Annotated in this window: 14 protein-coding genes; 6 read left to right on the top strand and 8 right to left on the bottom strand. The window is 62.4% G+C overall.

What is annotated here, in order from left to right; genetic code table 11:
• Positions 1 to 255 precede the first annotated feature (255 nt).
• From GL300_RS08950 to GL300_RS08935, 4 genes are all read right to left on the bottom strand, one after another.
• Positions 256 to 672 carry a DMT family transporter gene (locus tag GL300_RS08950; RefSeq protein WP_155039289.1) on the bottom strand — a complete coding sequence of 139 codons (417 nt, stop codon included), beginning with the start codon at positions 670 to 672 and terminating at the stop codon, positions 256 to 258.
• On the bottom strand, positions 669 to 1,184 hold the full coding sequence (locus tag GL300_RS08945) for a DMT family transporter (protein ID WP_343042953.1): 516 nt from the start codon (positions 1,182 to 1,184) through the stop codon (positions 669 to 671). Before GL300_RS08945 ends, GL300_RS08950 begins: the two co-directional genes overlap by 4 nt.
• Positions 1,185 to 1,355: 171 nt before the next feature.
• Positions 1,356 to 1,931, bottom strand: coding sequence for a hypothetical protein (locus tag GL300_RS08940; RefSeq protein ID WP_155039287.1), 576 nt, complete (start codon positions 1,929 to 1,931; stop codon positions 1,356 to 1,358).
• Between the two features lie 606 nt (positions 1,932 to 2,537).
• On the bottom strand, positions 2,538 to 3,452 hold the full coding sequence (locus GL300_RS08935; protein ID WP_155039481.1) for a LysR family transcriptional regulator: 915 nt from the start codon (positions 3,450 to 3,452) through the stop codon (positions 2,538 to 2,540).
• 91 nt (positions 3,453 to 3,543) lie between these two features.
• On the opposite strand from GL300_RS08935, the gene GL300_RS08930 reads away from it, so the two are divergent.
• The 5 genes from GL300_RS08930 to GL300_RS08910 are packed head-to-tail and all read left to right on the top strand — an operon-like array spanning position 3,544 to position 8,226.
• Positions 3,544 to 4,539, top strand: coding sequence for a hydroxyacid dehydrogenase (locus tag GL300_RS08930; RefSeq protein WP_155039286.1), 996 nt, complete (start codon positions 3,544 to 3,546; stop codon positions 4,537 to 4,539).
• 18 nt (positions 4,540 to 4,557) lie between these two features.
• Entirely contained in the window at positions 4,558 to 5,241 is a 684-nt protein-coding gene (locus tag GL300_RS08925; protein WP_155039285.1) for an RraA family protein, read from the top strand.
• A gap of 31 nt (positions 5,242 to 5,272) precedes the next feature.
• Positions 5,273 to 6,229: a tripartite tricarboxylate transporter substrate binding protein gene (locus GL300_RS08920; protein ID WP_155039284.1), complete on the top strand. Its 957-nt coding sequence runs from the start codon at positions 5,273 to 5,275 to the stop codon at positions 6,227 to 6,229.
• Complete coding sequence (locus tag GL300_RS08915) at positions 6,229 to 6,690, top strand: tripartite tricarboxylate transporter TctB family protein (RefSeq protein ID WP_155039283.1); 462 nt, start codon at positions 6,229 to 6,231, stop codon at positions 6,688 to 6,690. The genes GL300_RS08920 and GL300_RS08915 overlap by 1 nt, the downstream gene beginning before the upstream one ends.
• A 27-nt stretch (positions 6,691 to 6,717) precedes the next feature.
• Positions 6,718 to 8,226: a tripartite tricarboxylate transporter permease gene (locus GL300_RS08910; protein WP_155039282.1), complete on the top strand. Its 1,509-nt coding sequence runs from the start codon at positions 6,718 to 6,720 to the stop codon at positions 8,224 to 8,226.
• A gap of 1,641 nt (positions 8,227 to 9,867) precedes the next feature.
• On the opposite strand, the gene GL300_RS08905 is transcribed toward GL300_RS08910, so the two are convergent.
• From GL300_RS08905 to GL300_RS08890, 4 genes are read right to left on the bottom strand one after another with little or no spacing between them, the layout of a single operon-like run.
• Positions 9,868 to 11,556, bottom strand: coding sequence for a dipeptide ABC transporter ATP-binding protein (locus tag GL300_RS08905; RefSeq protein WP_155039281.1), 1,689 nt, complete (start codon positions 11,554 to 11,556; stop codon positions 9,868 to 9,870).
• Positions 11,553 to 12,449, bottom strand: a complete 897-nt coding sequence (locus GL300_RS08900) for an ABC transporter permease (protein ID WP_155039280.1) — start codon at positions 12,447 to 12,449, stop codon at positions 11,553 to 11,555. The genes GL300_RS08905 and GL300_RS08900 overlap by 4 nt, the downstream gene beginning before the upstream one ends.
• 1 nt (position 12,450) lies before the next feature.
• Positions 12,451 to 13,422, bottom strand: coding sequence for an ABC transporter permease (locus GL300_RS08895; RefSeq protein ID WP_155039279.1), 972 nt, complete (start codon positions 13,420 to 13,422; stop codon positions 12,451 to 12,453).
• 16 nt (positions 13,423 to 13,438) lie between these two features.
• Positions 13,439 to 14,125, bottom strand: a complete 687-nt coding sequence (locus tag GL300_RS08890) for a creatininase family protein (RefSeq protein ID WP_246195125.1) — start codon at positions 14,123 to 14,125, stop codon at positions 13,439 to 13,441.
• Between the two features lie 172 nt (positions 14,126 to 14,297).
• Between GL300_RS08890 and GL300_RS08885 the strand changes: the two genes are divergently transcribed.
• Complete coding sequence (locus GL300_RS08885) at positions 14,298 to 14,870, top strand: MarR family winged helix-turn-helix transcriptional regulator (protein ID WP_155039277.1); 573 nt, start codon at positions 14,298 to 14,300, stop codon at positions 14,868 to 14,870.
• Positions 14,871 to 14,920: the final 50 nt, after the last annotated feature.

The following is a 14,920-nucleotide window of genomic DNA, read 5'->3' as shown; positions in this document are numbered from 1 at the left end:
AATACTTACACGCGGCAGCACGTCATCCCTTGGAAGCTTGGCGGCAATGTTGCGATGCCCCTGAGGGCATTTCGCTGGCCGAACCGGCCGTCAACGCCATTGCGCTGTCCTTTGGCGTTGAAGGCGACCGGTGGTTTCCGGCGAACCCTGCGGGTGTAAACTCCAGCTGACCGCAGGTTGTGGTGTCGCGCCCAGCCTCCTGCACCACCGCCTTGGCCGGAAGCATTCGCGACATTCGCTTTCCATGCCCCGTGATCATCGGCGGCTGAGAATTACCCCGGCCAGGATCAGCGCAACGCCCGCGAGTTGCATCCACAGGATGGCGTCCGCCCCCCGGACAAGGTCAAGCACCACCCCCGAAAGCATCTGCCCAGCCACCAGCAGCCCACCCGTCATGGCCGCCCCCAGGCGCGGGACCAGCCAACTGCCGCTGGCCACAAAGGCGACGCCAAGGGCACCGCCGATCCAGGCCAGCCAAGGCGCCGTGGCCGCTCCCTCGGGCCAGAAGCTGCCTGCAAGAACTGTCACCGCCGCCAGTGCAGCGAAGCCAACAAAGTGGTTCCAGAACGAGGATTGCAGTGCCGATGTCTCGACCGCCAGCCGCCCGTTGATCTGGCGCGACAATGTCACCAGCGCCCCACCCAGAAAGGCCAGCAGGATCATCACGCTCATGCCCCCAATCCCCGCGCAAGGATGATGAGCAGCGCGCCCGCGATGATGGCCAGCAACGCGATGAGGTCCTGCTTTCGCGGTCGCCGCCTTTCCAGCCCCATCGCCCCGAACAGGTCGAAAACCAGCGCCAGAACGACCTGCCCGGCAAGGCCTATGGCCAGCGTTCCGGTCAATGCCAGCGCCGAGTTCGCACTGGTCGAGGTCAGCATCACAGTCAGCGCTCCTGAGAGGCCGCCAAGATAGGCCCATAACGGCGCACGGTTTTGGCGGGGCAGGGCACGCGCTGTCCCCCGCAAAAGCCAGACTGCGCAAAGGGCCAGCGCGGCGATGATGCTTCCGACCGCATGCGCCGTAAGCGACGAAAACAGCGGCGTGGTATGCGCCGCCATGGTGCTGTTCGACAGCAGCATCAGCGTCAGCAATCCACCCGTGCCAAGGGCGGCCACGATCTCAAGCGGCCGAGCCGGGGCTGGGACATCCTCAACGGGCGAGGGCGGGCGCTCGTGTGACACATCCATCTCCTCGCTGTTGAGCGGGCTTGAGGTTGGCCAATTCCGCCGCAAAGGCAACCCCTTGCAGAAGTGGCGCAACACGACGTCACGGGCGGCATGCCACGGCAAAGATGGAGCACTGATACCCTGCAGCGGCCTTCGCCGGCACGTCAGCCGTTCCAAAGCTGCCGGTCAGGTCCGTACGATGTTGAACATGAGTGACAGCGACACGAACAGCAACCATGCAGACGCGACCCGTTGCAGTATCGCCAGTCTTTTGGTTCCGGCGGCGGATAGCTGCGTCACCACGCCAAGGCCGCCCCATATCATCGCAACACCAATCACCATCGCCCCAAACAGCGCAAATCGAGGTACGAACTCTGCGCTTTGCGGGGAAGGCAGCAGGACAAGTCCAAAGATAAGCGCCTTGGGATTCAAGCACGTTGTGATGTAGACGCGCGTGGCACTGATTTCCCTCTCACCCTTGCCAAGTGATAACGAAGTCCAAAGCCTGATCGCGAGCAGCGCGATCCAGATCGCTGCAATAATCTTGAGGGCTACGCCGAAGCCCGGAAAGCTTTGGAAAAGCTGGGCACTAAGAAATGACAGCGGCAGTATAGTTGTAACATATCCCGCGAGTTCCGCAGGGAGCAGGCGAACAACACGGGAGAGGCCTCCCTGGGCACCGGCAAGCCCCATGAGGGTGTTGGTCGGACCAGGCGCAAGCAGTAAGGCCAGTACACCGAAAACGAATGCCGTTATTGCCATAAAAGCCCTTATTGGTCCTGCCCCGTTCACCAGAGTTCGGGTGGACGTCGTTGTAATCCTCGATCCATCCCCTGAGCAACCCGAGGACCACGCCGGCGTCCTGCAATGCGTGATCTGAATGTAGTCATATTTCAGGGTTGGGAAGGCCTTGGCACCGTTCCACCCGATGATCTCGCATCCATCCAAGCACCAGCGCGGGTTGGATCGCATGGTGATCAGCTTGCCGTCGAAACATGCTTGGAGCATGAGCCGCCGCCAACGATGCAGCGGACCCGGTGCCCCGCCCCAGCGACGCACAACCACCGAGTTTCTGACCCCGTGGTCCGCAGCTTCTCGGGGGCGCTCGAACGGCGGCTACCCTAGGTAAAGGTCTCTCTCAGACTTAAGCACGTCCATAGGCCTGAGCCTTCGTGGCTATGCTCAAGGGTTCAGATGAAGCCCGGCCAGTTATGGCCGTCTGGGCCAGTCGGAGGTCGCGCGGAACAGGGCGACCCATAGTTTCCGGTCGGGGAGGTATCAGGCCGCAGCACCGCAGCTTGCTAGGTCCAGTATGTTCGCTATGCCCGTCGCGGGTGAAGGGCATACAGTATCTCAGAGTGGCTGCTGTTACTGGGGGTCGCTCGAAACTCCGTTCGGACCACAGATCTCGACCAGCAGTCTGTGAAGTTCCGCGATCAGCACGACCCGCGAAGCGCTGCGGCGCTCGACCAGACCGATCTGCCGGAACATTTGCGGATCGCCAAAGGGGGTCCGAACAAGTTCCGCGGCGGTGTCGTCGATGGCAACTTGCGGCACGACAGAGACGCCCAGGCCATTGGCGACACAAGACGTGATGGCGGCGATCGTGTCGATTTCGGCCACCTCGTTCAATGTCAGGTTGAGGCGGGCAAGTTCCAGGTCGACAATATGCGCGAGCGGCACATTGGCGCGAAAGCGGATGAACGGATAGGTCGTCAAGAACGTCTTGGCGGACAAGGGTGGCGATCCCGGGGGCGCGATGACCCAAAGCGGCTCTCGCATGAAGGGGCGCCAGCGCAGAGCAGACGGAAAATTTCCGTGCTCGGCGATCATGGCCGCGTCGATACGACCGGCAAGGACATCCTGCAACAGCGTCTCTGATGAGGCGACCCGCAGCTTGATGTGCAGGTCGGGATGTGTGGCATTCATCTTGACCATGGCGCGGGGCAGCAGCGACAGGGCGCTGGTGCGCACCGAACCGATCGACAGCGTCCCGATCAGCTTGCGACCCGAGATCGCGTCGATGGCGTTTTCAGCCGCTCGGACCAGTTGATCGGCCAGTTCCGCCATCTGCTGCCCGGCCGCCGTCAAACCTGCGGGCCGCGATGTCCGGTCGAACAAGGACGCCCCGACTTCCTGCTCGAGGGCCTGGATTTGCTGGCTCACGGCAGAAACCGTCAGGTGAACGGCATCCGCTGCACGCGAAAAGCTGCCGAACTCCACGACGGCCAACAGTGTCTTAAGCTGACGCGTGTCCACTATTCCAGATTTCCTTAAGATCATATCCAGAATTAAGCGCTTTTTTTCAGAAAATCTACTGGTATTCACTCTGATCTATCGGCGCGGCCATGCCTGCGCTGACCAAGGGGGAGAAATGACCGACAAAGTTCTGATAACCGGCCCGAGCCTTGCGCCGACCGCGGTCACGTTGCTTGAGGCAGCAGGTCTCGAACCTGTCTATGTGCCTGCCTACAGTCAGGGCGATGGGTTGATCGACGCCGTCCGTGGCGCGCGTCCCGTGGGGATCATCTCACGTATGGGCCGCATCGATGCCCCTGTCTTCGAGGCCGCGCCGGATCTGCGCGTCATTTCCAAGCACGGCGTCGGCGTGGACAATATCAATATCGCGCTGGCCAGCAGCTATGGCGTGCCGGTGCTGGTCGCGACGGGCGCCAATGCCGTGTCGGTCGCGGAACATGCGATGGCGCTGCTTTTCGCGGTGGCCAAGAAGCTGGTGCCTTTGGATGCGGGACTGCGCGCTGGCCGTTGGGAAAAGCCGGGCTTCAAGGGGCGCGAACTGGCGGGGTCCAGCATCGGGCTGGTCGCCTTTGGTGCTATCGCGCGGCAGACGGCGGTCTTTGCCAAGGCCTTCGGGATGGAGGTCTATGCCTATGACCCCTTCGCGTCCGATGCGGCGTTCATGGAAACCGGCGTCACCCGGATCGAGAGCCTGGACGATCTGGTGTCGCGCTGCGACGTCATCAGCCTGCACGCGCCCCTGACGCCCGAGACGCGGGCCATGATCAATGCTGAACGGCTGACCCTGATGAAGCCCGGCGCGATCATCATCAATACCGCCCGCGGCGCATTGATCGATGAGGCTGCCTTGTCCGCCGCGCTGGCCGAGGGGCGCATCGCCGGGGCGGGTCTCGACAGCTTTGCTCAGGAACCGCCCGCTGCCGACCATCCATTCTGGTCCGAACCGCGTCTGGTCCTGACCCCGCATATCGGCGGCGTGACCGAGGCCGCCAATACCCGCGTCGGCGTCGAGGCCGCCCAAGGCATCATCGACATTCTGGCGGGTCGCCCGGTGCCGCCCGCCCGCATCATCAACGGCCCGGCGCTGGCGCACGGCAAATCAGACGCCTGACATCTGGGAGGGAAAATCATGTCCACGGGATTTCGCATCCTCAACCGCGAACACAGCGTATCAAGCGATCTGGTCGCCAAGTTCGCCAGACTGCCCGTCGCCAATGTCAGCGACAGCATGCATCGCATGACTGCCGGCGGGCCTCGGCTGATCAAGATGCACCGCGAGGGCGTGTTGGCGGGTCCGGCACTGACCGTCAAGGCGCGGCCGGGTGACAACCTGATGCTGCACAAGGCCATCGACATGGCGCAGCCGGGCGACGTGATCGTGGTCGATGCCGGCGGCGATCTGACCAACTCGCTGATGGGCGAATTGATGCTGGCCTATGCGATCCGGCGCGGCGTGGCGGGCTTTGTGCTGAACGGTGCGATCCGCGATGCGGACCAGTTCATCGCGATGAACCTGCCGGTTTTTGCCGTGGGCATCACGCATCGCGGCCCCTACAAGGACGGCCCCGGAGAGATCAACGTACCCATTGCCTTGGATGGCATGGTGATCCATCCGGGCGATCTGATGCTGGGTGACAGCGACGGTGTTCTTGCCGTGCCCATTGACGCGGCCGAAGAGGTCTATGCAAAGACCGCCGCAAAGCAGGATGCCGAGGCCAGACAGATGGCCGCTATCGAGGCCGGGACCAACGACCGGTCATGGGTGGATGCCGCGTTGAAACGACTGGGTTGCGCCATGCCCGAGGGCAACTGAGCGCAGGCGAGATTTCTGGGAGGAGATAATCATGACGATCACGAAGACTGCGGTCCTGACCGCGACCCTTTTGGCGGCCGGGACAGGCGCCGCCTTGGCCGATTGGCCGACAGACCGCCCGATCGAGCTGATCGTGGCCTTTGCACCCGGCGGCGGCACGGACATCATGCTGCGCACTCTGGCGCCGTTCCTTGAGACCGAGCTGGATGCGCAGTTCCCGGTGCTGAATCGTCCCGGCGCCTCGGGCGAGATCGCCTATACCGCGCTGTCGCAGGCCCGCCCCGACGGCTACACGGTGTCGTCGCTGAATACGCCGGGCTTCCTGACCATGCAGATCGGGCGCAAGCTGCGCTATGATCCCGCCGATATCTGCCCGATCGCCCGCATTGTCGAAGACCCCGGCACGTTCATCGTCCAGGCGGGTTCTGAGTATAAGTCGCTGACCGATCTGGTGGCCTTTGCCAAGGCGAACCCCGGCGCCGTCTCGGTCGGCACCACGGGTGTGGGCACCGACGAACATCTGGCGATGCTGCAACTGGAGCAGGCTGCCGGGATCGACCTGACCGCGGTGCCCTTTGGCGGCGCGAACGAGGCCAAGACCGCGCTGCTGGGCGGCCATGTCGCGATGATCGGCCTGAATGTCGGCGAATACACCACCAGCGATCGGTCGTCCTTCCGCGCCTTGGCACAATTCGCCGAGCAGCGCTCGACCTTGGCCCCCGACCTGCCGACCGCCAAGGAACAAGGCTTCGACGTGCTGATGTCGTCCGAACGTGGCCTTGCCGCGCGCTGTGACGTGCCTGAGGATATCCGCGCAAAGCTGGCTACCGCCGTCGATACCGCGCTGGCCAACCCCGAGTTTCAGGAAAAAGCCAAGCAACAGGCGCTGCCCCTGTCCTTCAAGTCCGGCAAGGACTGGCAGGCCGACATGCCTGCACGGCTGGAGCGCTTTACCGAAATCTTCAAGATGATCGAGGGCGGCCAGTAATGGCCCGCCTTCAGGACACCGCAAAAGGCGACGGGCCCGACCTGCTGTCAGCGGGCCTGTTCATCGGCTTTGGCGCGCTTGGCCTGTGGATGAGCCGGGGCCTCGACTTCGGCACGCTTGCGCAGATGGGGCCGGGCTTTCTGCCGCGCGTGGTCTGCCTGCTGCTGATCGCCGTCGGTCTGGCCGTCGGCCTGCCTGCCCTGAAACGGCCCGCGCAGGCGATCGAGGCGATCCGGCTGCGGCCACTTCTGGTGATTACCATCGCCGTTGTCGGCTTTGCCTTTGCGGCCACACATGCGGGCTTCGTACTGGCCTCGCTGTGGCTGGTCATCGCCGGCTCGCTTGCCGATCCGGGTGGCAAATGGCGCCATGTGCTGTCCTTGGCAGCCGGGCTGACGCTGTTCGGAGCCCTGGTCTTTGTCTACGGGTTGGGCGTGCAAGTCCCCCTGTGGCCCTTCTGACAACCGTCATCGCCTGGGGAGGATCGAATGACATTCGTTGACCTGCTTTTTCTCGGCTTCAGCGAGGCGATCACGCCCGCGAACCTGGCCTTCTGCCTGTTGGGCGCACTGCTTGGCACGCTGATCGGCGTCCTGCCCGGCATCGGCCCGACCGCGACCATCGCCGTTCTGCTGCCGATCACGTTCTTCCTGCCACCGCTGGCGGGGATCATCATGCTGTCGGGCATCTATTACGGCGCGCAATACGGGGGATCGACCACGGCCGTGCTGGTCAACCTGCCGGGCGAGGCTTCGGCGGTCGTGACGACACTCGACGGCTATCAGATGGCGCGACAGGGCCGGGCCGGGGCGGCGCTTGCCGTAGCGGCGCTCGGCTCGTTCTTTGCGGGCACCGTCGCGACATTTGCCATCGCCGTGGCCGGGCCGACGCTGTCCAGCTTTGCGCTGTCCTTCGGCCCTGCCGAATATGTCTCGCTGATGGTCTTCGGCCTTCTGGCCGCGACGATCCTGGCCAGCGGGCCGGTTCTGAAGGCCATTGGCATGATCCTGATCGGGCTTCTTCTGGGCATGGTCGGCACGGATCAGGCGACCGGGGCCGAGCGGCTGACCTTTGGGGCGATCGAACTGTTCGACGGCATCGACTTCATCGTCATCGCCATCGGCATCTTTGGCTTTTCCGAGATCATCGCCAATCTGGAACGCACCGGCTCCGAAGGCGTAAAACTGGCGCCCCTGTCACGCCTGTGGCCCACGCGTGAGGATTTCCACAATTCCTGGGCGGCGGTCCTTCGCGGCACGGGGATCGGCACGCTTCTGGGTCTGCTTCCCGGCGGCGGCGCGACGCTGGCCTCGTTCAGCGCCTATTCGCTGGAAAAGAGGGTCTCAAAACACCCCGAGAAATTCGGCACCGGCGTGGTCGAGGGCGTGGCCGCCCCCGAAGCCGCCAACAATGCCGCCGCGCAATCATCCTTCATCCCGCTGCTGACGCTGGGAATTCCGTCGAACAACATGATGGCGATGATGCTGTCGGCCTTCATGATCCACGGCATCACCCCCGGCCCGACCGTGCTGACCAACCAGCCCGAGATCTTCTGGGGCCTCGTCGCCAGCATGTGGATCGGCAACCTGCTGCTGGTCGTCATCAACCTGCCGATGATCGGGCTGTGGGTGAAGCTGCTGACGGTGCCCTACCGGCTGCTCTATCCGGCGATCCTGCTGTTTTGCTGCATCGGCGTCTATTCGATGAACAACCGCATCTTCGACGTGATCCTGGCTGCTGGCTTTGGACTGCTGGGCTATGCCTTCCGCAAAGCAAAATGCGAGCCGGGGCCGCTGCTTCTGGGCTTTGTTCTGGGGCCGTTGCTGGAATCGAACCTGCGCCGGACGTTGCTAATCACCCAGGGCGACCCCAGTATTTTCGTCGAGCGCCCGATCAGCCTGGTGATGCTGATCGCCACGGTGATCCTGCTGGCCCTGATGATCCTTCCCTCCTTCCGCCGCACCCGAGAAGAAGCCTTTCAGGAAGAAGAGGCTTAATAGGCGAAACGAGTTACAAGGTTAAGTATGAGGGGGCGGACCGTGTCTGCCCCCTCTCCATTATCAGAACCGGTCCGATGGCCACTCAATCGAGTTGAGGCGGAACTTTGCACTTCGCTCGTCACGCCGATACTAAACCGTCATGGTTCCACGGCAGTTCGGACCGGGGGTGTTTGCTTGATTTCATGTGGGCTATTGAGGCGGGGCGGACTGACGTGCAATTTCCGCCGATCTTGCGTCATGAGGCAGTGCTTGCCTTAGTGCGAATACGCGTTCAGGGGCGGGGTAGGAGCCTGCAAGCGAAGATGATTTCAGGATCGTCACCGATCTCGTTCATGATCTCATTGTGGCGCTCGGAGCACTCGAAATCGACATTAGTTCCGATGTCGGGATAGCTGCGAGCAGAGCTCTTGCGCGGTATGGGAAGGTGGTTGGACATCCTGCGCAAATCAATAGGGCGACGCTTTCTCCAATGCCTGTGCCAAGGTGCTCGACGTTCCACAGTTGCATGAGGGTGACGATTTTTCGCAGACCGATCTTGCATGAGTTGCCGACATCAAAGAAGCAACCGAAAGTTGGTGTGTGGCCATTTCCCAGGGCAGGGGCCTCAACAATACTTACCGGTTTCCACGCGCTGAATCATACTTAATGATAAGCGAGACATAACCCCGTAAGCCCCCGACGGGTGCCGGGTGGGTGGCGTTCATTTCAATGAATTATGGTCGACCTTACCAACCAGGGCGAGCCTGATGCTGCCCGGAAGGCCTTTGCCAAGGTTCTGTCTTCTGGTGAGTTCGGCGCTGGTGGCTGCGGCCAAGGTCTAGGCCGGTAGGTCTGGCGCGGCTAGCCCATGAAGGTAGCCGACGGGCTCGGTCGTGGTAGTAGGGTAGGGGAGCGAGGCTGCTGCTGCCGACGAGGTCTCGGCCGAGTTTTGAATCCTATATAGACTCAAAGTTGGGTGCCGCCAGCCTCTCGGGCACACCAGAGGCCATTGCTATTATTAAAGAAATCACGGCCCAATATTTTGGTGATGAGAATGCAATTTCTCATCAAGGATACGAAAAATATTATCCCAAAGGTAGATACCTCCTTGCTCAGGCAATTCGCGAGGGGGCGATCAGGTCGATGTCGCGATCTCGAAAAGACACTTATCCAGAACTACCTCACGCAGAATGCCGACCTGATCAAAAGCCGAAAGTGACCACAGCATCTACTGGACATCATGTTCACGGACATTCCTGACGGTGCATGAGATTAATCTGAAAATAGCTATGCGATATTATACGGATACATATCCCCTTAGATTGCATCACGAAGGAGATACGTTTGACGCCGGTTTAAATCACTGTGGCGCAACATAATCAGACACGTTCGGGTCACCCTATAATCTATATCGGGTCGACTAAAAGTTCTCTCAACTGGAGCCGATCCGAGTATTGGTCATAGTTCTGTGAACTTATAGGCGATGACTGTCATATCGTTTATAAATGTCGCTCACCATACAACGCTATGTTATCTGCATATACCAAGCTTTTATCGGATTATGTGTGAATAACCGCATGCTCTGACGATCCCATGACATGTCTTGCCGGAGAGGGATGTCTGATCCGCAACCCGTCCGACCTCGCGGGGACGACATGTTCACGGCTGCAATCGCGGGATCGCGTCCAGCAGCATCCGGGTATAGGGCTGCTTTGGGGTGTGGAATATCTGGGTCGCCGTGCCCGCCTCGATGATCTCGCCATGCCGCATCACCACCACGCGGTCGCACAGGTGATGCACCACCGACAAGTCGTGGCTGATGAACAGCAGCGTCAGGTTCAGGTGACGGCGCAGCTCCATCAGCAGGTTGATGACCTGCGCCTGAATCGAGACATCCAGCGAGGCAACGGGCTCATCGCAGATCAGAACCTCGGGCTGCATCGCCAGCGCGCGGGCAATCGCGATACGTTGCCGCTGCCCGCCGGAAAACTGATGCGGATAGCGGTTCGCCAGCGCTGGATCGAAGGCGACGGCGCGCAGCCAGCGATCGACATAGGCGCGCGCCCCAGCTCGGGTGCAAAGACCATGCGCGACCGGCCCCTCGGCCACGGTCTGAAAGATGCTGCGCCGGGGATCGAGCGAGGCGAAGGGGTCTTGAAAGATCATCTGGACCTTGGTGCTGCGTTTGCGCAGGCCGTCCATCACCTGCTCGCCGCCGATCGTCACCGTGCCCGCAGTTGGCGGAATGATCCCGCACAGAATGCGCCCCAGCGTCGATTTCCCCGAACCGGATTCGCCGACCAGACCCAGAATTTCGCCGCGCGCGATGGTCAGCGCGGCCTGCTTGACCGCATGGACTTGCGCGGGTTCAGACGCCAGCCCCAGCCGGACCCCCAGCTGCCGCAGGCTGCCGGCGCGGCGCGCGAATGTCTTGTCGATGCCCTGCGCGGTCACGAAGCCCGAATCGGCAGGCGCCCCCACGGCGGATCCGCCAAGCGTCGAGGGGTCCAGCTTACCCGCCGCCTCGGTCGCGCCCGAGGCCAGCAATTCGCCCGGTTGCGAACGCGAGGGCAGGGCGTCCAGCAGCGCCTGCGTATAGGGATGCTGCGGCCTGTCCAACACCGCGCGCACGGGCCCCGCCTCGACGATCTGGCCGCGCCGCATCACCGTGATCTTGTCGGCAATCGAGGACACGGTGGCCAGATCATGGCTGATCCAGATCAGCGAGGTGCCCATCTCGGACACCAGCGCCTTGACCACCTTCAGGATTTCCGCCTGCACCGAGACATCCAGCGCCGTCGTCGGCTCATCCGCGATCACCAGACGCGGGCGGTGCAAAAGCGCGATGGCGATAGCGACGCGCTGACGCATGCCGCCGGAAAACTCATGCGGATATTGATCGACCTTGCGTTCGGGATCGGTGATGCGCACGCGCGCCAGCGCCTCGACGGCGCGGCGGCGGATCTGGGCGTCGGAGGCCTGTTCATGCGCGCGGATCGCCATGCCGATCTGGTCGATGATCCTGACCACCGGGTTCAGCGTCATCATCGGGTCCTGAAACACCATCGAGATGTCCTTGCCCCGGATGCCGCGCAAGTCGCGGTCAGGCAGGCCGACCAGCTCGCGACCCTCAAGGCGGATGGAACTGCCATCCTCGATCCGGCCCGGCCTGTCGATCAGCCCGATCAGGGAAAATCCGGTGATCGACTTGCCCGAGCCGGATTCGCCGACAAGGCCCATGATCTCGCCGCGTTTCAGCGAGAATGAGATGCCGTCGACCGATTTTACGATGCCGCGGTCGGTGTGGAACCATGTGCGCAGGTCGCGCACCTCAAGCAGGTCGGTCATTTGCGCAGCCTCGGGTTCAGCTGGTCACGGATCTGGTCGCCGACAAGGTTGATCGCCATGATCAGGATGATCAGCGCCACCCCGGGATAGATCGCGATCCAGTAGCGGCCCGACATCAGGTATTGAAAGCCGTTCGCGATCAGCATGCCCAGCGATGGCTCGGTCGCGGGCAGTCCGACGCCAAGGAAGGACAGAGTGGCCTCAAGCGAGATGGCCGAGGCCACTTGCACGGTCGCCACGACGATCAGCGGCGGCAGGGCATTGGGCAGGATATGGCGGGTGATGACGAACCAGCCGCCCATCGGCACGGAAAGCGCGGCCTGAACGTAGTCCTTCTGCCGCTCGGCGGCGGCAGCACCATGGGCGGTGCGCACGAAATAGGCGTATTGGGCAAAAACCAGCGCAAGGATCAGCTGCTGTTTCCCCTGCCCCAGGATCGCCGCCACCACGAAGGCCAGCAGGATCGCGGGGAAGGACAGTTGCAGATCGACGATGCGCATGATCAGCGCCTCAAGCCGGCCACCGATATAGGCGGCCGAGCAGCCGACCACGGCTCCGATGGCAAAGGCGATGGCACCCGCCATCAGGCCCATTTGCAGGGAAATTCGCAGCCCATAGACGATGGCTGAAAGCAGATCGCGGCCCTGACTGTCGGTGCCCAGCAGATGCAGCATCCCGTCGCGCCCGACATAACCCGGCGGCCTGCGGGCATCGCGCAGCACCAGCGACTTCAGGTCATAAGGGTCCTGCGGCACGATCAGCGCCGCGAAAATCGCAACGAAGACGATCAGCGCCACGACACCCAGCGCCACCACCGCGACCTTGTTGCGGCGGAAGTCGTGCCAGAACTGGGCGAAGGGGGAAACGGCCCCGGTGGATATTGCTGTCGCCATCTTACTGCCCCCCGTGGCGCAGTCGGGGATCAAGCGCCGCATAGGCCAGATCCACGCACAGGTTGATGACCACGAACAGCGCCGAGACCAGCATCAGGTAGGCGACCATTACCGGCCGGTCGAGCGAGGTGATGGAATCCACGATCAGCTTGCCCAGTCCCGGCCAGCTGAAGATCGTCTCGGTCACCAGCGCGAAGGCCAGCGTCGAGCCAAGCTCGAGTCCAAAGACCGTGACCAGCGGGATCGAGATCAGCTTCAGCACATGCCGCCGCAGGATCGTGCGCTCGGCAATACCGGCGGCGCGGGCGAATTTGATCGTGTCGGTCAGCATCACCTCGCGCGTGCCCGAGGCGGCCAGCCGGCACATCATCGACATCTTGAACAGCGACAGGTTCAGCGCGGGCAGGATCAGATGCGACCAGCCGTCAAGCGTCAGAAATGAAAAGGGCACCCCGAACAGCGCCCGCGTCTCGCCGCGGCCACCGGCAGGCAGGATGCCGAATTGCACCGCGAAGACCATGATCAGCATCAGCCCGATCCAGAAGGTCGGCACCGAAAATCCAAGGATCGAGGCCGCCATGATCACGCGCGCCGCAATGTTGTCGGGCCGGTAACCGGCATAGATACCCAGCGGGATCCCGACCGCGGAAGCGAACAGCACCGCGATCAGCGTCAGTTCCAGCGTCGCGGGCAGCTTCTGGGCGATCAGCGTGGCGACCGGCATGTTGAAGACGAAGGAACTGCCCAGATCGCCGGTCAGCAGCCGTTGCAGGAAATGCAGATATTGCTGCCAGATCGGCAGGTCGAACCCGTATTGTTCGATCACCTGCTGCCGGATCGCCTGTGTCGCGTCGGGTGAGATCAGCACGTCGATCGGATTGCCGATCACATAGACGCCAGCAAAGACCAGCAGCGACATGACCAGCAGGACGACCATCGCCTGCGCGAACCGGCGGATGATGAAGGATGCCATAGCGCGCTCCGGGCCGTCAGTGCCAGCCGTGTTCGATTTCGTGACGGGTCTCGGCAACGCCGACCTGCCAGATGGCCAGCATCTCGGCATCCGGGCGCTGGAAGACGCCGTGGTAATTGCCCTCGGCAATGCGGGTGCGCTTGCGCCCGGCATCGACGCGGCTGACGGCGGAAAAATCGATGCGCTCCTTGCTGAAGTCCGGGACCGGAGCGCCCTCCAGCCGGGTCCAGGGGAAGTTCTCCATCCAGCTTGCATGCGAGGCCGCGGGGTCGATTTCCAGCACCTTGGCCATGGTATTCGGCGCGCGCCACCAGTCATGCAGTTTGACCGAGGCATCGCGGTGATCGTTCAGCCATTCGCCGATCAGCGGATTGACCGGCGCATTGCCGCCATGGCCGTTGACGATCAGGATGCGGCGGAAGCCCGCGCGATGGACGCTGTCCAGCATATCCTCGATCACCGCCAGATAGGTCCGTAGCTTCAGCGAGATCGTGCCCGGATAGGCGGTGAAACCGGCGGCCATGCCAAAGGGCAGGCACGGAAAGACCGGCACGCCCAGCGGCTCGGCCGCCTCGACCGAGACGCGTTCGGCCAGAATCATGTCGGTGGCAAGGCTGAGATAGGCGTGCTGTTCGACCGAGCCGATCGGCAGCACGCAGCGGTCGTCCTGCGCCACCCTCGCCTCGACCTGAGCCCAGTTCATGTCCTGAATCCGCATTCGTTCCGTCCATCCCCGCGCGGATTGCCGCCTTCTTGGCAGTTCCGCTGAATCATCCCAATTTGGTTCCATCAGGAACAAATATTATGATTGACGCAAGATAATTCCTCACAATAACGTCTCAAATGGAACTTGTGACAAAAACTTAGGCGCGTTCATGGATGACGTCATTCGTCAGTCGCTTTATGAGGGAAGGGCGGGTCGCGAGATGCCCCTGACAGTCGAAGGCATTGCCGAGGACAGCCCGCTGCGGACCCGCCTGTGGGAGAATCCCTGCTGGTTCTCGTATCGGCTGAACTACCTGGCCCTGTCCTTCAACAATCCGGTCTATGGCTTCATTCAGGGCAAGCTGGGACTGCTCAGGCCGGATTTCGTGGTGCTGTGGTCGCTCTACGTGGCTGGCCCCTCGACCCTGACGGATCTTGTCCGCGCATCGGGTTTCCCCAAGAACACGCTCAGTCGCGCCGCCAACAAGGTCTTCGGCCTTGGCATGATCGACCGCGAGGGCGATGCCATGGATCAGCGACGCGTCACCCTGCATCTGACCGACCGGGGCAGGGCAGGGGTCGAGGCGGTCAAGGCCGAGATGCTGGGGCATGAGCGGCTGATGCTGGACTGCCTCAGCCCCGCTGAAAGACTGAACCTCTCCGAGATTTTGACGAAGCTTGTCGCGGCTTCGGGGACATGGCCCCAATCGCTTGGCGGCGAGGCGGCCGGAGACGACACCTGACCGCGCAATCCCATAACAGACCGGCGCGAAACCGGCAGACCCACCTTAGC

Origin of the sequence: Paracoccus litorisediminis (assembly GCF_009711205.1) — a bacterium.
GTDB classification, from domain to species: domain Bacteria; phylum Pseudomonadota; class Alphaproteobacteria; order Rhodobacterales; family Rhodobacteraceae; genus Paracoccus; species Paracoccus litorisediminis.
The sequence above is the reverse complement of the archived record's forward strand: the minus strand, read 5'-3'. Positions and strand labels throughout refer to the sequence as shown.

Coding starts and splice junctions, on each gene's coding strand:
- GL300_RS08950 (WP_155039289.1), bottom strand. CDS start 672: ATGAGCGTGATGATCCTGCTGGCCTTTCTGGGTGGGGCGCTGGTGACA.
- GL300_RS08940 (WP_155039287.1), bottom strand. CDS start 1,931: ATGGCAATAACGGCATTCGTTTTCGGTGTACTGGCCTTACTGCTTGCG.
- GL300_RS08935 (WP_155039481.1), bottom strand. CDS start 3,452: ATGATCTTAAGGAAATCTGGAATAGTGGACACGCGTCAGCTTAAGACA.
- GL300_RS08930 (WP_155039286.1), top strand. CDS start 3,544: ATGACCGACAAAGTTCTGATAACCGGCCCGAGCCTTGCGCCGACCGCG.
- GL300_RS08925 (WP_155039285.1), top strand. CDS start 4,558: ATGTCCACGGGATTTCGCATCCTCAACCGCGAACACAGCGTATCAAGC.
- GL300_RS08920 (WP_155039284.1), top strand. CDS start 5,273: ATGACGATCACGAAGACTGCGGTCCTGACCGCGACCCTTTTGGCGGCC.
- GL300_RS08915 (WP_155039283.1), top strand. CDS start 6,229: ATGGCCCGCCTTCAGGACACCGCAAAAGGCGACGGGCCCGACCTGCTG.
- GL300_RS08910 (WP_155039282.1), top strand. CDS start 6,718: ATGACATTCGTTGACCTGCTTTTTCTCGGCTTCAGCGAGGCGATCACG.
- GL300_RS08905 (WP_155039281.1), bottom strand. CDS start 11,556: ATGACCGACCTGCTTGAGGTGCGCGACCTGCGCACATGGTTCCACACC.
- GL300_RS08900 (WP_155039280.1), bottom strand. CDS start 12,449: ATGGCGACAGCAATATCCACCGGGGCCGTTTCCCCCTTCGCCCAGTTC.
- GL300_RS08895 (WP_155039279.1), bottom strand. CDS start 13,422: ATGGCATCCTTCATCATCCGCCGGTTCGCGCAGGCGATGGTCGTCCTG.
- GL300_RS08890 (WP_246195125.1), bottom strand. CDS start 14,125: ATGAACTGGGCTCAGGTCGAGGCGAGGGTGGCGCAGGACGACCGCTGC.
- GL300_RS08885 (WP_155039277.1), top strand. CDS start 14,298: ATGGATGACGTCATTCGTCAGTCGCTTTATGAGGGAAGGGCGGGTCGC.